Here is a 22,077-nt window from a genome sequence, read left to right on the forward strand (position 1 = left end):
GCTGCTGCCCCGAAGGCTGCTGCAACGACCAAGAAGGCCGCTGCTGCTCCCAAGGCCGCAGCCACCACCAAGAAGGCCGCCGCCGCTGCCCCGAAGGCTGCCGCAACGACCAAGAAGGCCGCTCCCGCGAAGAAGGCTGCAGCCGCTCCGGCCAAGGCCGCCGCTGCGCCCGCCAAGAAGGCCGCTCCGGCCAAGAAGGCCGCAGCCGCTCCCGCGAAGAAGGCCGCCGCTCCTGCAGCGAAAAAGGCCGCTCCGGCCAAGAAGGCCGCCAAGGCACCGGCTGCACCCGCATCCGCTCCCACTCCGCACACCACGCTGAACCCGCAGGCAGCCTGGCCCTTTCCCACCGGCGGCAAGCCGTAACTCCACCGTTCAAGACGCTCGCGTCTTGGGCGACCAACCCGGTGCAGTGCCTGCACCGGGTTTTTTTATGCCTGCGCCTCTACGGCCTCACACCGGCCGGCCGCAGCGCGCACCGGCCTTCCGATCAACGGCCCGTCAGGCGGGTGACCACTCCGACAGGTTGAAATCGAGCACATAGTTCTGCGGGCCGCGCTGCGCGATCTTCAAGGCGCCCAGGCGGTTGCCCAGGGCCGCACACTGGGCCAGGGGCCAGCCGCGCTCCAGCCCGAACAGCAGAGCGCCTCGCCATGCATCGCCGCAGCCCGTGGGATCGACGACGGCGGCAGGCTGCACCGCAGCCACTGCGCTGCGCTCGCCCTGCTCCCAGACCTCGCAGCCCTGGTCGCCCAGCGTGACGATCAGGCCGCGCACCTTGCGGGATATCTCCGCCAGGCTCCAGCCCGTGCGGTCGCAGAGCATCTTGCCTTCGTAGTCGTTGACGGCCACCCAGCTGGCCTGCTCTACGAAGCGACGCAGCTCTTCACCGTTGAACATGGGCAGGCCCTGGCCCGGATCGAACACGAAGGGGATGCCGGCCTGCACGAGCTGTTCGGCATGCTGCAGCATGGCGTCACGGCCGTCGGGCGCGATGATGGCGAGCTTCACCGACGGATCGGCCTCGATGCGCTGGCCGTGCGCCTGCATCATGGCGCCCGGATGGAAGGCCGTGATCTGGTTGTTGTCGCGGTCGGTCATGATCAGGGCCTGCGCGGTGTAGATATCGCCCGTCTGGCCGACATGGCGCGTGTCGATGCCCAGGCCGCGCAGCCGCTCCAGGTAGTCGGCACCGTCCGTTCCCAGCATGGCCATGGGGCGGGCCTCACCGCCCAGCAGCTGCAGCGCATAGGCGATGTTGCCGGCGCAGCCGCCGAAATCGCGGCGCAGCGAGGGCACAAGGAAAGAGACGTTCAGGATGTGCAGCTGCTCCGGCAGGATCTGCTCGGCAAAGCGGCCCTCGAAAGTCATGATGGTGTCGAACGCCAGGGAACCGCAGATCAGGGCAGCCATAGGAGGTGAATTCCAGTCAGAAAAGATAAAAAAAGGGCAGGAAAGTGGCCGGCAAAAGGATCAGGGATAGAACGCCAGCACGCGGTATCCCGTGACGCGGTCTGCGCCAGCGCTCACGCTCAGCGGCACCGTGCCACTCCATTCGCCTTGGAGCGGCAACGTCTCGGGCGCGCCGACCTCATCAGGCCTCAGCACGCGGCGCACGACGGGCTGGTCCTTCGCGTCGGTGAGCGTCAACTCCACAGCAGGCATGGCGAGCGCCGTGGAGCCACGGTTTTTGAGCGTCAGTTGTAGCTGGAAGCCGCCGTCCCGCGCCTTGGCGAAGGAAGAGCCGTCGATGACCACGTCGGCGATGCGCCGCAGGGGCGCCACCTCGCAGCCCAGCGCGCGGCACGCAGCCTGCAATGCAGGGCGCATAACGGGATGCCGGGCCGCGATCAGATCGCGCTCGCGCCAGGCAAACTGCACCACGAGGCAGATCAGCAGGACCAGCGAACCCGCCGTCAGCACGGCCTGCACGGCGCGGCTCTGCCAGAAAGCCTGACGCCGGGCCGCGCGCACGAAACCGGGCTCCTCCGCGTCCTCCATAGGGGAAGCGCCGCGTGCAGAAGCTGCACTCGCCTCGCCGCTGGCCTCAGGGCTCCGAAAAGCACTCAAGCCCTGCTCCTCGGCCCCTGGCGCGCCTGCGGAAAACTCCGACAGCGCATCTCGCTCGTCGCGCTCATCGGCGCTGCGCAGCAGGCCACCAGGCGCCCCTGGGGGCTCGGACGCGGCCGGTGCCGGCCCCGCTTCCGCGACCGCATGGGCCTCCAGGCCGACCATGACATCCAGCGGATCGGCAGCCCAGGAGGCCTCACCGCCCTCAGGGGCAGACGCGACATCTGCGTCATCGTCCCGTGGATCCTCGGCCACCGTGTCGTCGCGGCCTGCTTCGCCGCCCTCGGCCTGTGGGTCTTCAAGACCTTCGATATCGTCGGGCCAGCCGGAATCGCGCAACTCAGCGAAGGGCAGTTCGTAGCCGCCGGAGTCCGGGGCGATTTCGCGCTCAAGGAAAGGCTCTGCGACAGCAGTTGCCGAGGGCGCGGAATGCGATGGCGGCGCCTCGTCGTCGAACGACGCCGTGAGCACCCCCTCGTCCCGATCATCGTCTTCGTCATGGAGCGGTGCAGCCTGAAGCGATGACGCCGCCGCAGCCTGCCGGGGGCTGCTCCACACGTCCGGGACATCGCGCGAGGCCATCGCTGGCTCGGATTCGGGTGCTGAATCTGCCAGGGGCGAGGCCTGCGGCTCCGGCATGGACGGCTGCGGTACCAAAGGATGCGCAAGGGCGGGCTCAATGACAGAAGCCGAGGCAGCCGGCAATGCATCGGCCACGGGCACCGGACGCGGTGCAGGCATCTCCAACAGATTGGAGGCTGCGTGGAAGACTTCCTTGCACTGGCCGCAGCGCACCCAGCCGTCGGAAATGCGCAGCTGGTCCGCCACGACCTTGAAGGTGGTTGCACAGGCGGGGCAGCGAGTGATCTGGCTCATCGGCTGGGCATTGTAGGTGCGCCCTGCCGGCGCGCCGCCGGGATCGCGCCGAACGGCGGCGCGGGGCGCATCAGCGCCGTGCGGTCATCAGGATCCAGCCGTCTTCCTGGTCGGAGACTTCCAGAGCGAGGTACGGCGCATACGCGGCCTTGAGCTCGTCCGCCTGGCGCTCCAGGATGCCGGCCAGCACTAGGTGGCCGCCCTCGGCCACGTGGCCGCACAGCAGCGGCGCGAGCACCTTCAGTGGCGTCGCCAGGATGTTGGCCAGCACGGTCTGATAGCTGCCCTGCGCGCGGTCGGGCAGGCCGGCCGTCAGCTGCACGCCGTTGGCCTCGGCGTTCTGCAGGGTCGAATCGACGGCTGCCTGGTCGATGTCCACCGCATCGACGCTGCCGGCGCCGAACTTGGCCGCGCCGATGGCCAGGATGCCGGAGCCGCAGCCGTAGTCGAGCACGCGGCCCAGGCCGGCGTCGCCTGCCGTCTCGGCGGCCACGCCGTGCCGCGCGATCCAGCGCAGGCACATGCGGGTGGTGGGGTGCGTGCCGGTGCCGAAGGCCAGGCCCGGGTCCAGTCGGATGTGCCGAACTGCGGCCGAAGGCAGCTCATGCCAGGTGGGCACGATCCAGAAGTCCGGCGTGATATCGACCGGCGCGAACTGCGACTGCGTCAGGCGCACCCAGTCCTGGTCCTGCACCGCCGTGATGCCCAGCACGCGGCAGCCCTCGAAGAAGTCCTGCACCTGCAGCAGCTCGCGTGCCTCTTCGGCCAGGGCTTCGGTCGAGAACAGCGCCACCATGCGGCTGCGCTGCCAGCCATCCTTCGGGGGCGGCATGCCGGGCTCACCGAAGAGCGCCTGCTCCGCATCGGTCTGCGCATCGGCGTCTTCCACGGAAACGCTGAGCGCCTCCAGCGCATCGAAGGCATCGCTCAAGGCTTCGACCCGGTCTTCCGGGCACATCAGGCTCAGTTCAAACATTTCGGCTCTCCCAGGTTCCGGCGGCACGCCTAGCGCCCCCACCCAACAAAAAACAATGCTGGCCTCCGTCACCGGAGGCCAGCATGCAGACTCTTCAACAGCGCATCAGCGCCCGGGCATCAGCGCTTGTGATGCGTCAGCCACTCTTCCAGGTAGTGGATGTTGGTGCCGCCGGCCATGAACTTGGCGTCCACCATCAGCTCGCGGTGCAGCGGGATGTTGGTGTTGATGCCTTCGATCACGGTCTCGGACAGCGCCGTGCGCATGCGCGCGAGCGCCTCTTCGCGCGTGTCGCCGTGGACGATGATCTTGCCGATCATGGAGTCGTAGTTCGGCGGCACGTAGTAGTTGGTGTAGGCGTGGGAATCCACCCGCACGCCCGGGCCACCGGGTGCGTGCCACATGGTGATGCGGCCCGGCGAGGGCGTGAACTTGTACGGATCTTCGGCGTTCACGCGGCATTCGATGGCGTGGCCCCGGATCTCGATCTGGCGCTGGGTGAAAGGCAGCTTCTCGCCGGCTGCCACCATGATCTGCGTCTTGACGATGTCCACGCCCGTGATCCACTCGGTCACCGGGTGCTCCACCTGCACGCGGGTGTTCATCTCGATGAAGTAGAACTCGCCGTTTTCGTACAGGAACTCGAACGTGCCCGCACCGCGGTAGCCGATCTTCTTGCAGGCCGCCACGCATCGTTCGCCGATGCGCTCGATCAGCTTGCGCGGAATGCCCGGAGCCGGAGCCTCTTCGATCACCTTCTGGTGGCGGCGCTGCATGGAGCAGTCGCGCTCGCCCAGATAGACGGCGTTGCGGTGCTTGTCGGCCAGCACCTGGATTTCGATGTGGCGCGGGTTCTGGAGGAACTTCTCCATGTAGACGGCCGGATTGCCGAACGCGGCGCCCGCCTCGGCTTTGGTCATCTGCACGGCGTTGACCAGGGCGGCCTCGGTATGCACCACGCGCATGCCGCGGCCACCGCCGCCGCCTGCCGCCTTGATGATGACGGGGTAGCCGATGGTCTTGGCGATGCGGCGGATCTGCACCGGATCATCGGGGAGTTCGCCCTCGGAGCCGGGCACGCAGGGCACGCCCGCGCGGATCATGGCCTGCTTGGCCGAGACCTTGTCGCCCATGATGCGGATCGACTCGGGCGAGGGGCCGATGAACTGGAACCCGCTCTTTTCCACACGCTCGGCGAAGTCGGCGTTCTCGGAGAGGAAGCCGTAGCCCGGGTGGATGGCTTCGGCGTCGGTCACCTCGGCAGCCGAGATGATGGCCGGCATGTTGAGGTAGGACAGCGGCGAGGGCGCCGGGCCGATGCAGACGGCCTCTTCGGCCAGCTTGACGTACTTGGCGTCGCGGTCGGCCTCGGAATACACCATGACGGCCTTGACGCCCAGTTCACGGCACGCGCGCTGAATGCGCAGAGCGATCTCTCCGCGATTCGCAACCAGAATCTTCTTGAACATGCGGCGCTTACTCGATGACGAAGAGCGGCTGACCGTATTCGACTGCCTGGCCGTTTTCGCCCAGGATGCGCGTGATCGTGCCGGACTTGTCGGCTTCGATCTCGTTGAGGATCTTCATCGCTTCGATGATGCAGATGGTCTCGCCTTCCTTGACCTGGCTGCCGACTTCAACGAAAGCCTTCGCTCCGGGGCTGGAGGCACGGTAGAAGGTGCCAACCATGGGCGACTTCACCACGTGGCCGGTCTGGGCGGGCGCGGCTTCCGGTGCAGGCGCGGCAGCGGCGGGCGCTGCGGCCACGGGGGCGGCCTGCACGGGGGCGGCCACATATTGCTGGACGACGGCGCCGCCGCTCTTGACGATGCGGACCTTGCCCTCGGCTTCGGTGATCTCCAGTTCAGACACGTTCGACTCGGATACGAGGTCGATCAGGGTCTTGAGTTTTCGCAAATCCATGAGGGCTCCAGCGGCTAAAAACGAAAGAGGCGCGAATTTACCCGAATTTCAGCCTAATTCCTCGAATCTTCCCCAAATGTCATCTTCTGAAGCTCGGATATGACTTGCATCAGCCCAGTTGTGCCCAGGCTTTGAGGTCGTCCGCCGTCACCTGGCCCATTTTACGGTGCAAGATGTTCCCATCTGCGCCGAACACCACGGTAAAAGGCAGCCCTCCCGCGAGATTGCCGAGCGAGCGTGCCATGTCGGTTCCACCCAATCCGCCCAGCGCGATCGGGAAATCGAGCGGCAGGCGCTGCAGAAACTGCCGCACCGCCGTCGGCTGGTCGATGGCCAGACCCACCACCTGCCAGCCCCGGGCCTTCTGTTCGCGGTAGAAGCCGTTGAGCAAGGGCAGCTCTTCGACGCAGGGAGGGCACCAGGTGGCCCAGAAGTTCAGCACCAGGGGCTTGCCGCGAAAAGCCTGCATGGCGACCGCCTCGCCCGCCGGCGCATTGAAGCCCGACGCCCAAAAAGCGGCTTCGCTTTCGGAAAGCGCGGCTGCGGAGGTCGCAGGCGCGCCATGCGGCTGCAGCCGCTTCCATGCCAATCCGGCGCCGGCCACGGCGGCCGCGGCGCCCACGCCGACTGCGAGCCAGCGGCGGCGCGACGTCGTCGAAGAGGGAGCGGGCGAAGGGGATGGGGTGGAAGAGTTCATGCGGCGGTATCGGTATCCGTGGGGAATGAAGGGGCGGCGGAAGCGGCCAGCAGCTGGCGCACGGCCTGGGCATCGCCCCGGGGCGTACGCCCGCGCGCGTCGGGCTTGAGGGCGCCGCGCAGGTCGTCCAGGTCATAGACCATGAGATGCACGCCCACGTTCTCGCCCAGTGGGGGCGCGAGGCTGCTGAGGCTCAGCGCCTCCACGGGCTCGCCGCGAAAGCCGGTGACGGTGCGCGGCTCGTAATCGACATGGTGGTCGATGAGCGCGATCTCGGCCGATTTGCAGTCATCGCAGAAGAGCTGCAGGTAAATATCGGAGAGCCGTGTCGCTGTGCCGTGCCAGACCGCGCCTGCCAGGTAGGGGCGGAACTGCGCCATGCGCTCCATCCACACCAGGGCGAGCTCACGCAGGGCGCGCAGCTCGGCAGGCTGAGTATCGGCGCAGAAGAGGCCGATGTATTCGCGCACGGCGTCCTCGACGAGGTCGTTGTCGGGCAGCGGCGTGCGGGCGGGCAGTCCGAGGTCGCGCACGGCGCGGCGCTTGGCAGGGCCCCATTCCAGCCCCTCTTCGACGACCAGGCGGGCGGCGGCGTTGGCGATCTCGGTGGCGAGTGCGTTTTCCATGGCGTGCATCCGGTTGAAGAAGAAGAAAGAAAAAGCGGGGGGCTGCAGGAAGTGATTGTCGCGCCAAGCCTCGCGCCGGGCCCTGACGAGGGCATGACGGCCAGGTAGCGCGGGGGGATTTGCCTTGCCGAGGGTCCTCGCATCGCTACGCTTTCGATAGCTGCCAGCGCTTGCCAGGCAAGCGCCTGCGGCCTGCAAGGCGGCAAACGTAGAATCGGCGCCCATGCATATTCACATACTGGGCATCTGCGGCACGTTCATGGGCGGGCTGGCCGCACTGGCGCGCGAGGCGGGCCATAAGGTCACGGGCTGCGATGCGGGCGTCTATCCGCCGATGAGCGACCAGCTGCGCGCCCTCGGCATCGAGCTGATCGAGGGCTACGGCGCCGACCAGATGGCCCTCAGCCCCGATCTCTACGTCATCGGCAACGTGGTGAGCCGCGCACGACTGGCAGACGGCAGCCCCAAGTTTCCGCTGATGGAAGCCATTCTGGACGCGGGCGCGCCCTATACCAGCGGCCCGCAGTGGCTGTCCGAACATGTGCTGCAGGGCCGGCACGTGCTGGCCGTGGCCGGCACGCACGGCAAGACGACCACCACCTCGATGCTGGCCTGGGTGCTGGAATGCGCCGGGCTGCAGCCGGGCTTTCTGGTGGGCGGCGTGCCGCTGGATTTCGGCGTCTCGGCCCGGCTGGGTGCGGCACGGCGGCCGGTGGCCGGATCGGGCCCGGCGGGCCAAGCGCCGGTCTTCGTGATCGAGGCGGACGAGTACGACACCGCCTTCTTCGACAAGCGCAGCAAGTTCGTCCACTACCGCCCGCGCACCGCCGTGCTGAATAACCTCGAATTCGACCACGCGGACATCTTCGACGACCTGGCGGCCATCGAGCGGCAGTTCCACCACTTGGTGCGCACCGTGCCGCCTTCGGGCCGCGTGGTGGTCAACGGGCTCGAAGAGAGCCTGGCGCGCGTGCTGCATGCGGGCTGCTGGAGCGAGGTGGCGAGCTTCGGCGCGGCGGTGAGCGACTTCACCGCGCAGGGCGAGCCGCACGCCTTCGACGTGCTGCACCGCGGCCAGGCGGTGGGCCGCGTGGAATGGGAACTGGGCGGCGTGCACAACCAGCTCAACGGGCTGGCCGCGATCGCCGCGGCGCAGCATGTGGGCGTGGCGCCGGCCGATGCCGCCGCGGCCCTCGCGCGCTTTCGCAACGTGAAGCGGCGCATGGAGCTGCGAGGCACGGCGGGCGGCGTCGCCGTCTATGACGACTTCGCCCACCACCCGACCGCGCTGCGCACCACGCTGGATGGGCTACGCCGCCGCGTGGGGCCGGACGCGCGCATCCTGGCGGCCTTCGAGCCGCGCAGCAACACCATGAAGCTGGGCACCATGAAGGCGCAGCTGCCCTGGGCGCTGGAGGCGGCCGACCTGTCGTTCTGCCACACGGCCGGCCTGGACTGGGACGCGCGAGCCGCGCTGGCGCCGCTGGGCGAGCGGGCCACCACCGCCGCCAGCGTGCCCGAACTGGTCGCGCAGATCACCCAGGCGGCGCGCCCGGGCGACCATGTGGTCTGCATGAGCAACGGCAGCTTCGGCGGCATCCACGCACTGCTGCTCGAATCGCTATCAAAAAAATAGCAGAATGCCCAGGCGGAGCCTGGGCTGGGGCCCTTTTCGGCTCAAAAACTGACGGCCATCGCGGTCAGATCGACATGCACGATGGGCCGGGCCAGCGCGGCGCTGGCGGCGCGGGCGAAGGTGGTGAACCACTCCCGATCGCCCAGCAGCGTGGGGCCGGCGGCCTGGGCCACGACCAGCACCTTGTCGGCCAGCAACACCTTGCCGCTGGCGCGCAGGGGCTCGCATTCCAGGCGGATGAATTCGTCGTCCAGCCACCGGCGCGCGGCCTCATGGGCCATGGGCTCGGCGCTCTTGAGGTCGCAGCGGAACTGCTGCCGGGGCGTCAGGGTGACCAGGACTTCGCTGTGCATGGGTGGCTCTTTCAAGGACTGGAAACGAAAAAGGGGCAGGTTACACCGCCCCTTCCCATCGACAACCCGGGTTTTCAGCGAGCGCGCCGCGCCGCCACGGAGGCCGACAGCTCGGCCAGCGTTGCCAGGGAGTCGTCCCAGCCCAGGCAGGCGTCGGTGATGCTCTTGCCGTATTCGAGCGCGCCGGGCTGATCCTTGCCCGGCGTGAACTTCTGCGCGCCGCCGGTGAGGTGGCTTTCGATCATCACGCCGAAGACGCTGCGCGAGCCGCCCGCGATCTGCGCGCCGATGTCGCGCGCCACGTCGCGCTGCTTCTCGTGCTGCTTGCTGCTGTTGGCATGGCTGCAGTCCACCATCAGCGTGGGCGGCAGGCCGGACTTTTCCAGGTCGGCGCAGGCGGCCTGCACGCTGGCGGCATCGTAGTTGGGCGCCTTGCCGCCGCGCAGGATGACGTGGCAGTCCTGGTTGCCGCTGGTGTGGACGATGGCGACCTGGCCGTTCTTGTGCACGGACAGGAAGTGGTGGCCCCGGCTGGCGGACTGGATGGCGTCGGTGGCGATGCGGATGTTGCCGTCGGTGCCGTTCTTGAAGCCGATGGGCGCCGACAGGCCCGAGGCCAGCTCGCGGTGGACCTGGCTCTCGGTGGTGCGCGCGCCGATGGCGCCCCAGCTGATGAGGTCACCGATGTACTGGGGCGAGATCACGTCGAGGAATTCGCTGCCGGCCGGCACGCCCAGGCGGTTGATGTCGATGAGCAGCTGGCGCGCTATGCGCAGGCCTTCGTCGATGCGGTAGCTCTCGTCCAGGTAGGGATCGTTGATGAGGCCCTTCCAGCCCACGGTGGTGCGGGGCTTCTCGAAATAGACGCGCATCACGATCTCCAGCGTGTCCTTGTACTGCTCGCGCACGGCCTTCAGGCGGCGGGCGTAGTCCAGCGCGGCGGCCGGGTCATGGATGGAGCAGGGGCCGATCACCACCAGCAGCCGGTCGTCCTGTCCGGCCATGATGCGGTGGATGGTCTGGCGCGTGCCGCTGATGAGCGATTCCACCGCCGTCCCGTGGATCGGGAAGAAGCGGATCAGATGGTCTGGAGGAGGCAACACGGTGATGTCCTTGATACGTTCGTCGTCGGTCTGGCTGGTTTTCTCGACGTCGCGGTACCAGGTATCGCTGGCGGTGTGGGCAGGAGCCGTCATGGTTGCTTCCTCGTGGATCTGTGAAATGGAACGAAAGGGTGAAAGAAAAAGGGGAGAGAGAGAAAAAACGGTCGCGGAAAACAAAAAACCGCCGGGCTTTTCAGCTTCGGCGGTTGTCTGGGAGTGGAGCTCGGTCGGGGTGCGCGCTTACCTCTCATCCGCCTGGGATAAGAACCAAAACCAAAAGTAAAACGCGCTGCGGACTTGCATGCGGATCAATGTAACACGTCTTTTCAGGCTGCACGCCGCATCGTTGCCGGCGCACGACAGCCATTCGCTCGGCAGGCACTGCCCCGCCACCGGACGGCAACGGCAACGGAACGAGCGCGCCCTGGTCGCGCAGCCACCTGCTGCCTCGGCAGAAGCTCCCGGCGAAGGCGGCTCCTGGCCGACGAGCGCATCCAGCCATCGCACCGGCGGCGGCAGAGGGTCCCGCGTCCGGCAAATGAGTCATGGAACCGCAGCCAATGCGATGTGCAGCGATTGCCGCTGCCCGGAGCGCGCCGGCCGAGCCCACCCACAACTCCGCCACGGCCTATCAAGAGCGCCACTTCTGCGACCCGCTTGCTAAAGCGCCATATGCGCGAACCCCGTTCTTGCGCTGGTCGGCCATCGGCCATCGGCCCGCTGGACCAGAGCGGGATCTCGCTGGACACCTCCCGCCCGCGGTCCGAACTGGCAAAGCTGCTGCGCCAGTCCTGCGCCGCAAGCCCCGCTCAGTCGCTGTAGACCGCTGGGCCGCCCGGCACAGCAGGCATGGACCGGCAAGACCGACGCGGCGCTCTGCCGCTGCGCCACCGAAGCCGTGAAAAGAAAAAACCCCGGCGGCACCACCACCGGGGCTCAATGGGGGCAGCGGCCAGTCAGCCGCCGAGGATCAGGCCGTGCCGCCCACGGTCAGCCCGTCGATGCGCAGCGTGGGCTGGCCCACGCCCACGGGCACGCTCTGGCCTTCCTTGCCGCAGGTCCCCACGCCGCTATCGAGCGCCATGTCGTTGCCGATCAGGCTGACCTTCTTGAGCGATTCCGGGCCACTGCCAACGATGGTGGCCCCCTTGACCGGGTACTGAATCTTGCCGTCTTCCACCCAGAAGGCCTGGCTGGCCGAGAACACGAACTTTCCGCTGGTGATGTCCACCTGCCCGCCGCCAAAGTTGGTGGCGTAGAGGCCGCGCTTGATGCTGGCCACGATCTCGGCGGGGTCCTTGTCGCCGCCCAGCATGTAGGTGTTGGTCATGCGCGGCATGGGGATGTGCGCATAGCTTTCGCGCCGGCCATTGCCGGTGGGCGCCACGCCCATCAGGCGGGCATTCAGCGAATCCTGGATGTAGCCCTTCAGGATGCCGTCTTCGATGAGCACGTTGCGCTGGCTGGCCTGGCCCTCGTCGTCAACGTTGAGCGAGCCGCGCCGGTCGGCGATGGTGCCGTCGTCGAGCACCGTCACGCCCTTGGCCGCCACGCGCTGGCCGATGCGGCCGCTGAAGGCGCTGGCGCCCTTGCGGTTGAAGTCGCCCTCCAGGCCGTGGCCGATGGCTTCGTGCAGCAGGATGCCGGGCCATCCCGGGCCGAGCACCACAGTCATCTCGCCAGCCGGTGCCGGGCGCGATTCGAGGTTGACCAGCGCGGCATCGACCGCCTCGTCCACATAGCGGGTGATCTGCGCGTCGTCGAAATATGCGAGGCCGAAGCGCCCGCCGCCGCCGGAGGAGCCGACCTCGCGCCGGCCGTTCTGCTCTGCGATGACGGTGATCGACAGGCGCACCAGCGGGCGCACGTCGGCCGCCAGCGTGCCGTCGGCACGGGCCACCAGCACCACGTCGTATTCGCTGGCCAGGCCCGCCATCACCTGCGCCACGCGCGGGTCCTTGGCGCGAGCCTGCCGCTCGGCCTTTTCCAGCAGCGCCACCTTGGCCGTACTGTCCATCGAGGCGATGGGGTCGATGCCCGGGTAGAGCGAGCGGCTGCTTGCTATCTTCTTGGGAGCAACCTTTACGCGCCCCGCCTGGGCTGCAGAGGCAATCGAGCGCACGGTGCGGGCCGCGTCCAGCAGCGATGCCTGGGAGATGTCGTCGGAATACGCGAACGCCGTCTTCTCGCCACTCACCGCGCGCACCCCCACGCCCTGGTCGATGCTGAACGAACCCGTCTTCACGATGCCCTCTTCCAGGCTCCAGCCCTCGCTGCGCGTGTACTGGAAGTACAGGTCGGCGTCATCCACGCGGTGGGCGCGGATCTCGGCCAGCGCGCGCGCCAGATGGGTTTCGTCCAGGCCGAAGGGCTCCAGCAGCAGCTGGCGGGCGATGGACAGGCGTTCGATGGTGGGTTCGCGGGAGATCATGGGCGGATTCTAGAAGCCCGGACCCGCCCCCTCGCGCCGGACACGCAGCACCCAGGCTGCCAGCACGGCCATCGCCCGCGCGCTCCGTGCGATATTCACGCCATGTCCCAGACACCAGCCCCCCGCCCGTCCCCCACCCTGCGCGCCCAGGCCGCGGCCCTCGCCAGCGGCGCCACCACCAGCGAACGGCTGGTGCAGTCCGCGCTCGAACGCATCGCCGCGCACCAGGCAGCCGGCGGCCACGCTTACGTAGGTCCGGTGGATGCCGCGGCCGCGCTGCAGGCTGCCCGCGCGGCGGATGCGGAGCGCGCAGCCGGGCGCGTGCCCTCGCTGCTCGCGGGCCTGCCGGTCTCCATCAAGGATTTGTTCGACGTGCAGGGCCAGGTCACCCAGGCCGGATCGGCCGGCCCGGTGCCGGGCACGCAGCCGGCGGCGGCCGACGCCCCCGCCGTGGCCCGGCTGCGGGCGGCGGGCGCGGTGCTGCTCGGGCGCACCAACATGAGCGAGTTCGCCTTTTCGGGCCTGGGGCTGAACCCGCACCACGGCACGCCGGCCCACCCTCACGATGCGGCACGCATCACGGGCGGCTCGTCCTCCGGCGCGGCGGTGAGCGTGGCGCTGGGCATGGCCGACGCGGCGCTGGGCACCGACACGGGCGGCTCCATCCGCATCCCTTCGGCGTTCTGCGGCCTGACCGGCTTCAAGCCCACGGCGCGGCGCGTGCCGCTGGCGGGCGCCTACCCGCTCTCGCGCAGCCTCGATTCCGCAGGACCGCTGGCGCGCAGCGTGGACTGCTGCGCCATCGTCGATGCGGCGCTGAGCGGCGAGCCGCTGCAGGGCGCAGAGTCCACTCCTCCGCTGGCCGGCCTGCGCCTGGGTGTGACGCACGACCTGGTGCTCGACGGCCTGGATGCGGAAGTGGCCGCGGCGTTCGATGCGGCACTGGCCCGGCTGTCCGCCGCGGGCGCGCAGATCGTGGACTTCGGCTTCGCCGAACTGCGGGAGCTGCCCGCCATCAATGGCGCCGGCGGGCTGGTGACGGCCGAGGCCTGGCAGCTGCACCGCGCCCGGCTGGAAGACCCTGCGCAGGCTGCCCGCTACGACCCGCGCGTGGCGCAACGCACGCGGCGCGGCGCAGCGATCTCGGCCGCCGACTACATCGACCTGCTGGACGCGCGCGCCCGGCTGCAGGCCGCCGCACGACAACATCTGCACGGCCTGGACGCCTGGCTGATGCCCACCGTGCCTCTGATCGCGCCCCGGCTGGCCGATGTGCAGGCCGACGACGAGCGCTTCTTCGCGGCCAACGCCCGCGCTCTGCGGAACCCGTCGGCCATCAACTTCCTCGATGGCTGCGCGCTCAGCCTGCCCTGCGCAGCGCCGGGGGCCCTGCCCGTAGGCCTGTCCATCGCCGGACTGCACGGCAGCGATGCGCGGGTGCTGCAGGTGGGACGCGCCGTGGAAGCCTGCCTGCGCGCCGGCTGACGCCGCCGCCCGGCACCTCCGGCGGCGGCCCCGCCCTACTGCACGATGCGCTGTCCCAGCGGCTGGTTCTGCGCCCGCGCGATGGACATGAGCACGCCCAGGGCCAGCCCCAGCGTGACCATGGCCGTGCCGCCATAGCTCACGAAGGGCAATGGCACGCCCACCACGGGCAGGATGCCGCTGACCATACCCATGTTCACGAAGGCGTAGGTGAAGAAGATCATCGACACCGCCCCCGCCATCAGCCGGCCGAAGAGTGTGGTCGCACCCATGGCGATGGCCAGGCCCCGCCAGACCAGCAGCAGGAAGCAGACCACGAGGAACAGGTTGCCGACCAGGCCGAACTCTTCGGAGTAGGCGGCGAAGATGAAGTCGGTGGTGCGTTCGGGGATGAACTCCAGGTGGGTCTGCGTGCCCGCCATGAAGCCCTTGCCCCAGAAGCCCCCCGAGCCGATGGCGATCATGCCCTGGATGATGTGAAAGCCCTTGCCCAGCGGATCGCGCGTGGGGTCCAGCAGCGTGCAGATGCGCTGCTGCTGGTAGTCGTGCAGCACCGGCCAGCGCACGCCGTCTGCGCAGAGCTGAGGTTCGAACCACACGATCAGGCCGATGCCGATGGCGCCGAGCAGCACGGGCGGCAGCACCAGCTTCCAGGGCAGGCCGGCGAAGAAGATCACCGACAGGCCCGCCGCCAGCACCAGCAGCGAGGTGCCCAGGTCGGGCTGCTTCATGATGAGCCCCACAGGCACGGCCAGCAGCAGGCCGGCGGCCAGGAAGTCGAGCGGCCGCAGCTGGCCTTCGCGCTTCTGGAACCACCAGGCCAGCGTAAGCGGCATGGCGATCTTCAGGATCTCGCTGGGCTGGATCACCACGCCCACGTTGATCCAGCGCTGCGCGCCCTTCTTGGTGATACCGAACAGCGCCACCGCCATCAGCAGGGCCACGCCCACCGTGTAGAGCGGCACGGCCAGCGTCATCAGCCGCTGCGGCGGGATCTGAGCGACCAGGAACAGAATGCCCAACGCCAGCAGCATGTTGCGGCCATGGTCGTAAAAGCGCGTGCCGTGGTCGTAGCCGGACGAGTACATCGCCACCAGCCCCACCGAGGCGAGCAGCACGAGGATGCCGATGAGAATCCAGTCGAATCCGCGGAACAGAGGCAGCACGCGCTGCAGGAGGGAGGGTTTGTCGAAGACGGCGGACATGGGGCGCGATTATCGGGCGCAGCGAACAAGCCCACCGCCGGGCGCACAATCCCGCGACCGCCCCCTGCCCACTCCCTGGCCGCCGTCACCATGCCCCGCACCGCACTCACCCATCTGCTCTACCTGCACGGTTTCCGCTCATCGCCCCAGTCGGCCAAGGCACGGCTGATGGCCGATCACATCCGGCGCAACGCACCCGGCGTGCACTTCTGGTGCCCGCAGCTGCCGCCCTCTCCGCGCGAGGCCATGGCGCTGGTGGCAGAAGGCGTGGCCGGCTGGCCGCGTGCGGGCATGGCAGTGATGGGCTCGTCGCTGGGAGGCTTCTATGCCAGCTGGGTGGCCGAGCAATGCGGCTGCCCCAGCGTGCTGCTAAACCCGGCGGTCCACCCGGCGCGCGACCTGGAACGCTACATCGGCGAGCAGACCGCCTGGCACGATCCGGCCGAATCTTTCTATTTCCGCCCTGAATACATCGCCGAGCTGCGCGCGCTGGACGTGAGCGCCCGCCCACCGGCAGCACCCCAACTGGCCATCATCGCCATGGGAGACGAGGTGCTGGACTGGCGCGAGATGGCGGCCCGCTACCCGCAGGCCGAGCGGCGCCTGCTGGAAGGCGGAGACCACGCACTGAGCGACTTCGCGGCCCACTTGCCCGAGGTGGACCGCTTCCTGGGACTCTGAAACTACCGGGGGATCAGCTCGGCGTGACGGCCGTCACGGCCTCGGCCTCTGCCGCATGTGGTGCCGCCACCGGGGCGCGGTTGCGGGCACGGAAGAAGGCCACCACTTGCCACAGGATGAAGGCCGAGATCAACGCCAGCAGCGTGCCGCTGATGGGGCGGCTGACGAAGATGCGGAAGTCGCCCCGGCTCAGCAGCATGGCGCGGCGGAAGTTCTCCTCCAGCATGGGCCCGAGGATGAAGCCCAGCATCAGCGGCGAGGCGTCCAGCTCCAGGCGCATCAGCAGGTAGCCCAGGCCGCCGAAGGCCGAGGTGACGAACACGTCGTCCAGGTTGTTGTTGATGCTGTAGGTGCCGATGCAGCAGAAGAACAGGATCGCCGGGAAGAGCACGTTGTAGGGCACCTTGAACACCGACAGCCAGTAGCGCACCAGCGGCACGTTCAGCACCAGCAGGAAGCAGTTGCCAATCCACATGCTGGCCACCAGGCCCCAGAACAGCTCGGGGTGGCCGGAGATCATCTCGGGCCCGGGCTGGATGCCCTTGATGATGAAGGCGGCCATCATCAGCGCCATCACCGCGTTCTCGGGGATGCCGATACTCATCAGCGGGATGAAGCTGGTGCGCGCGGCGGCCTCGTCGGCGGCGGCCTGGCCAGCCACGCCCTCGATGCAGCCGGTGCCGATCTCGTGCTTGTATTTGCTGACCTTCTTGTCCAGCGCGTAGGCCGCGAACTGCGCGATCACCGGCCCGCCGCCGGGCAAGATGCCCAGGAAGGAGCCCACGGCGCTGCCGCGCAGCGCGCTCGGAATGATGCGCTTGAACTCGGGCCAGGTCGGTAGCAGCTTGATCTTGCCGTTGAAGGGCGAGCGCTCTTCCTTGGAGTCGAGGTTCTTGGTGATCTCGGCGATACCGAAGCAGCCCAGCGCGATGCTGACGATGCCCACGCCGTCAGCCAGCAGGGGCAGGTCGAACGTGAAGCGGGTGATGCCGCTGTTGACGTCGGTGCCCACGCAGCCGAGCAGAACGCCCACCATGCACATCGCCATCCCATTGAGCAGGCTGCCGGTGGTCACGAAGCTCACGCACACGAAGCCCACCAGCATCAGCGCGCAGTAGTCGGTCGGACCGAAGAGGAAGGCCACCTCGCCCAGGCTGGGGGCAAGGAAGGCCAGCACCACGATGGCGACCGAGCCGCCGATGAAGCTCGACACCCCGGCCGTGAAGAGGGCCAGCCCGGTCTTGCCCTTGAGCGTCATCGCGTAGCCGTCGATGCAGGCCACGATGCTGCTGGCGTGCGGGATCTTCATCGTGATGGCGCTCACGCTGTCGCCGTACTGGGCGCCGTAGTAGATGCCCGCCAGCATGATGAGCGCGCCGGTGGTGGGTATGGAGTAGGTCAGCGGCAGCAGCAGGCTGATGGTGGCCAGCGGCCCCAGGCCCGGCAGCAGACCGACCAGCGTGCCCACCGTGCAGCCGATGGCGCAGAACAGCAGGTTCTGCAGGGTCAGCGCATGGCTGAACCCGAAGGAGAGGTTGTGCAGGACTTCCATGTCAGTACAGCGGCAGGTTGAGGCCCAGCACATGCTGGAAGCCGAAAGCGATGGCCACCAGCGCCAGCGCGATCTTCACGTTGCGCGACACCGAATAGGTGTTGGCGGCGAAGCCCGAGGCAAACACCAGGAACACGATGCCCACCGTCATGTTGACCAGATGCGACAACAGCGCGAAGCCGCACAGGCTGCCCAGGATGATCCCGATGTTGCGCAGCTGGAAGCCCAGCGGCACGGGCGCCACCAGCCGCGCCTGGACCACGGTGACCGCCCCGATGACGAAGAGCATGCAGCTCACCAGGAACGGAAACATGCCAGGCCCCGCTCGGCCGAACGAGCCCAGCGAGTAGTGGATCGACGGCAGGCCGAAGCCCAGCGCCAGCAGCATGAGGACGATGCCTCGGACGACATTGCGGTTGTTCATGGGGTCTGTCTCCTTCTGGATCGCAGCCGGCCTGCCCCGGTGCCTCATCGGGCGCAGTGCCTTAAGCTCGCCGTTGCACTATTGCGAGCCAACCTGATTGCGGGCTGACCTGGGACATGCGTAATTCCACGTATCCCCGCACCCGCCCCTCCCATGCGCCTGCTTCTCGTGGAAGATGACCCCATCCTGAGCCGAACCATGGCCCAGGGCCTGGAACGCGCCGGCCACCGGGTGGAATCCGCCAGCACGGTGGAAGACGCCCTGCACTGGTGGACGGTGCAGCCCTTCGACGCCGTGCTGCTCGACCTGAACCTGCCGCATGCCGCCCATGCACGCAGCGGCCTGGGCAGCGGCCTCACCGCCCTGCGCGCCGCGCGGGCCCGCGGCGACCGCACCCCCGTGCTCATCCTGAGCGCACGCGACAGCACCGAAGAGCGCATCGCCGGGCTGGACGCCGGCGCCGACGACTACCTGGGCAAGCCCTACGAGCTCACCGAGGTCCAGGCCCGGCTGCGCGCCCTGGTGCGCCGCGCCAGCGGAACGGCCGATCTGGTGTCCGTCGGCCGCCTGGCGCTGGACCGCGTGGCGCGCCGCTGCAGCGTGGAGGGCCACACCATCGACCTGCCCGCCCGCGAGTTCGAGCTGCTCTGGGAACTGATGACCCCGCCAGGCCGCGTGCTGAGCAAGAGCGATCTCTGCCAGCGCCTCTCGGACAGCGGCGAGGCGCTGGGCGACAACGCGCTCGAATCCTTCGTCTCGCGCCTGCGCCGCAAGCTGGCCGGCAGCGGCGCGGCCATCCGCACGCTGCGCGGCCTGGGCTACGTGCTGGAAGAGGAAAAGGACTCCCAGCCGGCGCCTGGCGGCGCATACCATGCTTCAGGCGCCTGACACCGCCGCCGGCACCCCAGCGACCCCGGTCGCGAACCGGACACGCCACAGCAAGGGCGCGCGCCCCGCGCTGCGCCAGCGCATCGGGCGGCACGCGCTGCTGTCACTGGTGCTGACCTGGGCACTAGGCAGCGCGGTGGTGCTGAGCATGGGCAACCATTTCGTGGCGGAAGCCTTCGACCGGGCGCTGCTCGACGACGCCCACGCGCTGGCCGCCCACGTGCGCGGGAGTGGGGGCACCGAGGACGGCGCCGCGGCCGCCCTGCGCCTGGACCTGACGCCCCGCGAGGTCGGCATGCTGCGCTTCGACCCGCGAGAAACCGTCTGGTTTGCCGTGTTCAGCGGGGACGGCCGATTCGTGGCCGGCGACCGGCACATGCCCTTCGCCCTGCCGCCGCCCGGCCACGGCCACGTATTCGCCAGCGTCACGGATGGCGACCATGATCTGCGCCGCGTCAGCCTGCGCATCGACGGCCCCGCGCCCTTCGTGGTCGTGATGGCGCAGACCACCTCCGGCCGCACCCAGCTGCTGCGCCGTCTGCTGCTGTATTCGGGTCTCGTGCAGCTCTGGCTGCTGGTAGCCCTGGGCTCCTGGCTGCTGCGCGACATCGAGCGCGACCTCAAACCTCTGGGCGAGCTGCAGGACGCCGTGGAGCACCGCGACGCGGCCGACCTGCAGCCCCTGCCGCCGGCCCTCACGCGCGATGCCACCACCAGCGACGTGCAACGCCTGGGTGACGCAGTGGACCACCTGCTGGGCCGGCTGCGCCAAGGCCTGCAGGACCAGCGCGAGTTCGCCGGCACCGTGGCGCACGAGCTGCGCACGCCGCTCGCGGGCATCCGCGCCCAGGTGGAGCACGCACTGGCGCAGGATGACCCGGCCGTCTGGCGCAGCGAGCTGCAGGGCATTGGCCGGGCCGAGCAGCGCGCCAGCCGCACCGTCGATCAGCTGCTGGCGCTGGCGCGGGTCACCGAAGGCGGCCTGCCGCTGCCCCTGCAGACCGTGGCGCTCGATGCGCTGGCGCGCAGCCTGCTGCTGCGCTTTCTGCCGCGCGCCGACGAGCGCGGCGTGGACCTGGGCGCCGAGGGGCTGGACCAGCCCCTGCTGGTGCGCGGCGATGCCGGCCTGATCGAAGGCATCGTCAGCAACCTGCTGGACAACGCGCTGCGGTACGGCGTGAGGGCTGCGGCGGGGGACGGCCCTGCGCCACAGATCACGCTCTCGCTGGCGCGCGAAGGCGGCTTCGCCGTGCTGCGCGTGGCCGACAACGGCCCCGGCCTGGATGCCGCACGGGTGGCCGGACCCGCACACCAGCGCTGGACGCAGGGCGCGGCGGGCCAGCAATTGGGCCTGGGCGCGGGCCTCGGGCTGGCCATCGTCGAACGCCATGCCGCTGCGATGGGCGGGCGCTTCGCCCTCGCAGCAGGGACCGGCGATGTGGGCGCGGTCGCCAGCGTGTGGCTGCCGCTGGCTGATACCGTCAGTTGACGGAAGCGCTGGACCGCGGGGCGGCGGCGTCCTGCCGGCCGGGCGGCTGCAGCTTCTGCCATCGCGCGAACTCCTCCGGGAAGGCCACGCGGTAGCGCTCGGTGTAGAAGGCCGTCTCCTGCGGCAGGTCCAGCAGCCGGGCACTGGCAATCAGCGGCTCGATCACGCGGGGCTCGGGTGAATAGTGCAGCAGGCGCCGTGCCATCGGGTAGATCTGCGGGGCATTGCTCTCGGTGACGGGCGTGGTCGTGACGGCGGCGAATTCGGCCCCGTCACGAAAGAAGGTGGTCTCTCGGGCAACGGCCATGGGCGTGTCGCCCTCAAACATTGCCAGCCGCTGCGGCACCGGCCGGTAGAGCTGCGCGACGCGCACGTAGTCGGCGATCAGCCAGCCGCAGAACGCGAGCGCCGCCAGCCAGGCCAGCGCCCCCCAGAAGCGCAGCCAGCGCCGCACGCCAGGACGCGAGAGCGCAGCAGGCCAGGGGCACAGCAGCAGCACGGCCAGCGCCGCGGTCAGCTGGAAGGGGCCATACCAGAGCGGGAATTCGAGCATGCTGTGCAGGCCGATCAGCGCCAGCACGCCCCAGGCCAGCTGGCGCTCGGGCTGCGCTTCGGCCCAGGGCCGGCCGCGCCAGACGCAGACCAGCGCCAGCACGCAGGCCAGCAGGGCGAAGGGCACGCCCAGCGTGAAGGCCAGGTGCAGCGGCAGGTTGTGGGCGTTGTCCACCAGATCGCAGAAGCGCTCGCCGGAGAACAGAGTGACGAAGTGGGCGTAATTCAGCTCGCCCCATCCCCAGCCCGACCAGGGGTGCTGCGCGATGAGCTGGGCCACGTTGGCCCAGAGCGTGCGGCGGCTGATGCACAGCGGGATCTCACCAGTGAACCGGCCGAAGACGTTTTCAGGCTGCACGCCGGTGCGCCACTCCAGCAGCCAGGGCAGCACGACACTGGCGGCGCCATAGGCCAGCAGGCCGGGCACCAGCGCACTCCACATGCCGCCGGTGCCCTTGCGTCGCCAAAGCAGCACGAGCACGGCGATCGCCAGCCAGTGCAGTGCGCCGGTGCGCGACACGGTGGCCACGGCCGAGACAGCCATCAGCACCACGGCGCCCTGCAACGCGCCCCGGCGCCAGTCGCCCTGCGGCAGGCGCACGTACCACCAGAGCGCCGCCCAGGCACCCAGGCCCATCAGCGTGGACTGCTGGTTGCGTTGGCGCAGATTGCCCAGCGCCTGCCCCATGCTGGCCGGGAACACCCAGGGCGACCAGCCCGGATCGCCGTAGAAATACTGCACGAGGTCCACGACCGAGCCCAGCACGCCGGCCAGCACCAGCCCGGCGCCCAGGATGGCGGCCAGCTGGCTGCGCGTGACGGCGGGGCCGCCTTCGGGCTTGCAGCGCAGCCAGGCCAGGGAAGCCAGCAGGCCGGCGCAGCCGGCAGCGGCCATGAGAGGCCAGAAGTTGGACAGGGGCGGCTGCGTCCACGCGAAGAGGAAGGGCAGCGCCACCGCCGCGGCGGCGAGCCATGCGATGGCAGGGGGATTCGCGCGGGAAGAGGCCATGGGAGAAAGCAAGCGGTGGAAAGGGCTGGGCCCGGGCGAGGCGCAGGCAACCGGCGATCATAGGCCGGTGCGGGGCCGCGGCCGGCGGATGCCGCAGCGCATGG

The 22,077-nt window shown here is 69.1% G+C and carries 21 protein-coding genes; 7 read left to right on the plus strand and 14 right to left on the minus strand.

Annotated features, from left to right (window positions below; genetic code table 11):
- Positions 1–363, plus strand: a 363-nt coding sequence (locus AC3A84_RS16175) for a histone (RefSeq protein WP_487971063.1), incomplete at its 5' end; no start/stop codon positions are given.
- 135 nt (positions 364–498) lie between these two features.
- Here the strand turns inward: AC3A84_RS16175 and AC3A84_RS16180 are convergent.
- The 7 genes from AC3A84_RS16180 to AC3A84_RS16210 form a co-directional block, all read right to left on the minus strand.
- Entirely contained in the window at positions 499–1,410 is a 912-nt protein-coding gene (locus AC3A84_RS16180) for a carbohydrate kinase family protein (RefSeq protein WP_487971064.1), read from the minus strand.
- A gap of 60 nt (positions 1,411–1,470) precedes the next feature.
- Positions 1,471–2,943, minus strand: coding sequence for a zinc-ribbon and DUF3426 domain-containing protein (locus tag AC3A84_RS16185; RefSeq protein ID WP_487971065.1), 1,473 nt, complete (start codon positions 2,941–2,943; stop codon positions 1,471–1,473).
- A gap of 70 nt (positions 2,944–3,013) precedes the next feature.
- Positions 3,014–3,919 carry a 50S ribosomal protein L11 methyltransferase gene (prmA, locus tag AC3A84_RS16190; RefSeq protein WP_487971066.1) on the minus strand — a complete coding sequence of 302 codons (906 nt, stop codon included), beginning with the start codon at positions 3,917–3,919 and terminating at the stop codon, positions 3,014–3,016.
- Between the two features lie 119 nt (positions 3,920–4,038).
- Positions 4,039–5,388 (minus strand): acetyl-CoA carboxylase biotin carboxylase subunit, encoded by a 1,350-nt coding sequence (gene accC, locus AC3A84_RS16195; protein ID WP_487971067.1) that lies wholly within the window; start codon positions 5,386–5,388, stop codon positions 4,039–4,041.
- A gap of 7 nt (positions 5,389–5,395) precedes the next feature.
- Positions 5,396–5,842: an acetyl-CoA carboxylase biotin carboxyl carrier protein gene (gene accB, locus AC3A84_RS16200; RefSeq protein WP_487971068.1), complete on the minus strand. Its 447-nt coding sequence runs from the start codon at positions 5,840–5,842 to the stop codon at positions 5,396–5,398.
- Between the two features lie 109 nt (positions 5,843–5,951).
- The gene (locus tag AC3A84_RS16205; protein ID WP_487971069.1) at positions 5,952–6,539 is read right to left on the minus strand and encodes a TlpA family protein disulfide reductase; all 588 of its coding nucleotides are present in this window, start codon (positions 6,537–6,539) and stop codon (positions 5,952–5,954) included.
- Positions 6,536–7,165, minus strand: coding sequence for a hypothetical protein (locus tag AC3A84_RS16210; protein WP_487971070.1), 630 nt, complete (start codon positions 7,163–7,165; stop codon positions 6,536–6,538). Before AC3A84_RS16210 ends, AC3A84_RS16205 begins: the two co-directional genes overlap by 4 nt.
- Positions 7,166–7,388: 223 nt before the next feature.
- Here AC3A84_RS16210 and mpl point away from each other — a divergent pair, with 223 nt between their 5' ends.
- On the plus strand, positions 7,389–8,801 hold the full coding sequence (gene mpl / locus AC3A84_RS16215; protein WP_487971071.1) for a UDP-N-acetylmuramate:L-alanyl-gamma-D-glutamyl-meso-diaminopimelate ligase: 1,413 nt from the start codon (positions 7,389–7,391) through the stop codon (positions 8,799–8,801).
- A gap of 41 nt (positions 8,802–8,842) precedes the next feature.
- Here mpl and AC3A84_RS16220 read toward each other — a convergent pair whose 3' ends face one another.
- Together AC3A84_RS16220 and AC3A84_RS16225 are read right to left on the minus strand one after the other, a co-directional pair.
- On the minus strand, positions 8,843–9,154 hold the full coding sequence (locus tag AC3A84_RS16220; RefSeq protein WP_486159779.1) for a hypothetical protein: 312 nt from the start codon (positions 9,152–9,154) through the stop codon (positions 8,843–8,845).
- A 74-nt stretch (positions 9,155–9,228) separates the two neighbouring features.
- Positions 9,229–10,350, minus strand: coding sequence for a 3-deoxy-7-phosphoheptulonate synthase (locus AC3A84_RS16225; protein WP_487971072.1), 1,122 nt, complete (start codon positions 10,348–10,350; stop codon positions 9,229–9,231).
- Here AC3A84_RS16225 and AC3A84_RS16230 point away from each other — a divergent pair.
- Positions 10,349–10,540 carry a hypothetical protein gene (locus AC3A84_RS16230; RefSeq protein ID WP_487971073.1) on the plus strand — a complete coding sequence of 64 codons (192 nt, stop codon included), beginning with the start codon at positions 10,349–10,351 and terminating at the stop codon, positions 10,538–10,540. The two genes, AC3A84_RS16225 and AC3A84_RS16230, sit on opposite strands and share 2 nt — an antisense overlap.
- A 687-nt stretch (positions 10,541–11,227) precedes the next feature.
- On the opposite strand, the gene tldD is transcribed toward AC3A84_RS16230, so the two are convergent.
- Positions 11,228–12,688 (minus strand): metalloprotease TldD, encoded by a 1,461-nt coding sequence (tldD, locus tag AC3A84_RS16235; protein ID WP_487971074.1) that lies wholly within the window; start codon positions 12,686–12,688, stop codon positions 11,228–11,230.
- A gap of 102 nt (positions 12,689–12,790) precedes the next feature.
- Between tldD and AC3A84_RS16240 the strand changes: the two genes are divergently transcribed.
- A complete protein-coding gene (locus AC3A84_RS16240) occupies positions 12,791–14,173 on the plus strand; it encodes an amidase (protein WP_487971075.1) in 1,383 nt (460 codons plus the stop codon).
- A gap of 35 nt (positions 14,174–14,208) precedes the next feature.
- On the opposite strand, the gene rodA is transcribed toward AC3A84_RS16240, so the two are convergent.
- Entirely contained in the window at positions 14,209–15,378 is a 1,170-nt protein-coding gene (gene rodA / locus AC3A84_RS16245; RefSeq protein ID WP_487971076.1) for a rod shape-determining protein RodA, read from the minus strand.
- A 90-nt stretch (positions 15,379–15,468) separates the two neighbouring features.
- Here rodA and AC3A84_RS16250 point away from each other — a divergent pair, with 90 nt between their 5' ends.
- Positions 15,469–16,059, plus strand: coding sequence for a YqiA/YcfP family alpha/beta fold hydrolase (locus tag AC3A84_RS16250; protein WP_487971077.1), 591 nt, complete (start codon positions 15,469–15,471; stop codon positions 16,057–16,059).
- Positions 16,060–16,072: 13 nt separating this feature from the next.
- Here AC3A84_RS16250 and AC3A84_RS16255 read toward each other — a convergent pair whose 3' ends face one another.
- Complete coding sequence (locus AC3A84_RS16255; protein ID WP_487971078.1) at positions 16,073–17,611, minus strand: tripartite tricarboxylate transporter permease; 1,539 nt, start codon at positions 17,609–17,611, stop codon at positions 16,073–16,075.
- Position 17,612: 1 nt separating this feature from the next.
- Positions 17,613–18,035 carry a tripartite tricarboxylate transporter TctB family protein gene (locus AC3A84_RS16260; protein ID WP_487971079.1) on the minus strand — a complete coding sequence of 141 codons (423 nt, stop codon included), beginning with the start codon at positions 18,033–18,035 and terminating at the stop codon, positions 17,613–17,615.
- A gap of 153 nt (positions 18,036–18,188) precedes the next feature.
- Between AC3A84_RS16260 and AC3A84_RS16265 the strand changes: the two genes are divergently transcribed.
- Both AC3A84_RS16265 and AC3A84_RS16270 read left to right on the plus strand, forming a co-directional pair.
- Positions 18,189–18,923, plus strand: a complete 735-nt coding sequence (locus AC3A84_RS16265; protein ID WP_487971080.1) for a response regulator transcription factor — start codon at positions 18,189–18,191, stop codon at positions 18,921–18,923.
- The gene (locus AC3A84_RS16270) at positions 18,907–20,412 is read left to right on the plus strand and encodes a sensor histidine kinase (protein WP_487971081.1); all 1,506 of its coding nucleotides are present in this window, start codon (positions 18,907–18,909) and stop codon (positions 20,410–20,412) included. The genes AC3A84_RS16265 and AC3A84_RS16270 overlap by 17 nt, the downstream gene beginning before the upstream one ends.
- On the opposite strand, the gene AC3A84_RS16275 is transcribed toward AC3A84_RS16270, so the two are convergent.
- On the minus strand, positions 20,405–21,973 hold the full coding sequence (locus tag AC3A84_RS16275) for a PglL family O-oligosaccharyltransferase (protein WP_487971082.1): 1,569 nt from the start codon (positions 21,971–21,973) through the stop codon (positions 20,405–20,407). The genes AC3A84_RS16270 and AC3A84_RS16275 overlap by 8 nt on opposite strands.
- Positions 21,974–22,077: the final 104 nt, after the last annotated feature.

It is taken from the genome of Paracidovorax sp., from assembly GCF_057642795.1.

What these genes read in the sequence shown, in the direction of transcription:
- AC3A84_RS16180 (WP_487971064.1), bottom strand. Translation starts at nt 1,410, where the DNA reads ATGGCTGCCCTGATCTGCGGTTCCCTGGCGTTCGACACCATCATGACT.
- AC3A84_RS16185 (WP_487971065.1), bottom strand. Translation starts at nt 2,943, where the DNA reads ATGAGCCAGATCACTCGCTGCCCCGCCTGTGCAACCACCTTCAAGGTC.
- prmA (WP_487971066.1), bottom strand. Translation starts at nt 3,919, where the DNA reads ATGTTTGAACTGAGCCTGATGTGCCCGGAAGACCGGGTCGAAGCCTTG.
- accC (WP_487971067.1), bottom strand. Translation starts at nt 5,388, where the DNA reads ATGTTCAAGAAGATTCTGGTTGCGAATCGCGGAGAGATCGCTCTGCGC.
- accB (WP_487971068.1), bottom strand. Translation starts at nt 5,842, where the DNA reads ATGGATTTGCGAAAACTCAAGACCCTGATCGACCTCGTATCCGAGTCG.
- AC3A84_RS16205 (WP_487971069.1), bottom strand. Translation starts at nt 6,539, where the DNA reads ATGAACTCTTCCACCCCATCCCCTTCGCCCGCTCCCTCTTCGACGACG.
- AC3A84_RS16210 (WP_487971070.1), bottom strand. Translation starts at nt 7,165, where the DNA reads ATGGAAAACGCACTCGCCACCGAGATCGCCAACGCCGCCGCCCGCCTG.
- mpl (WP_487971071.1), top strand. Translation starts at nt 7,389, where the DNA reads ATGCATATTCACATACTGGGCATCTGCGGCACGTTCATGGGCGGGCTG.
- AC3A84_RS16220 (WP_486159779.1), bottom strand. Translation starts at nt 9,154, where the DNA reads ATGCACAGCGAAGTCCTGGTCACCCTGACGCCCCGGCAGCAGTTCCGC.
- AC3A84_RS16230 (WP_487971073.1), top strand. Translation starts at nt 10,349, where the DNA reads ATGGTTGCTTCCTCGTGGATCTGTGAAATGGAACGAAAGGGTGAAAGA.
- AC3A84_RS16225 (WP_487971072.1), bottom strand. Translation starts at nt 10,350, where the DNA reads ATGACGGCTCCTGCCCACACCGCCAGCGATACCTGGTACCGCGACGTC.
- tldD (WP_487971074.1), bottom strand. Translation starts at nt 12,688, where the DNA reads ATGATCTCCCGCGAACCCACCATCGAACGCCTGTCCATCGCCCGCCAG.
- AC3A84_RS16240 (WP_487971075.1), top strand. Translation starts at nt 12,791, where the DNA reads ATGTCCCAGACACCAGCCCCCCGCCCGTCCCCCACCCTGCGCGCCCAG.
- rodA (WP_487971076.1), bottom strand. Translation starts at nt 15,378, where the DNA reads ATGTCCGCCGTCTTCGACAAACCCTCCCTCCTGCAGCGCGTGCTGCCT.
- AC3A84_RS16250 (WP_487971077.1), top strand. Translation starts at nt 15,469, where the DNA reads ATGCCCCGCACCGCACTCACCCATCTGCTCTACCTGCACGGTTTCCGC.
- AC3A84_RS16255 (WP_487971078.1), bottom strand. Translation starts at nt 17,611, where the DNA reads ATGGAAGTCCTGCACAACCTCTCCTTCGGGTTCAGCCATGCGCTGACC.
- AC3A84_RS16260 (WP_487971079.1), bottom strand. Translation starts at nt 18,035, where the DNA reads ATGAACAACCGCAATGTCGTCCGAGGCATCGTCCTCATGCTGCTGGCG.
- AC3A84_RS16265 (WP_487971080.1), top strand. Translation starts at nt 18,189, where the DNA reads ATGCGCCTGCTTCTCGTGGAAGATGACCCCATCCTGAGCCGAACCATG.
- AC3A84_RS16270 (WP_487971081.1), top strand. Translation starts at nt 18,907, where the DNA reads ATGCTTCAGGCGCCTGACACCGCCGCCGGCACCCCAGCGACCCCGGTC.
- AC3A84_RS16275 (WP_487971082.1), bottom strand. Translation starts at nt 21,973, where the DNA reads ATGGCCTCTTCCCGCGCGAATCCCCCTGCCATCGCATGGCTCGCCGCC.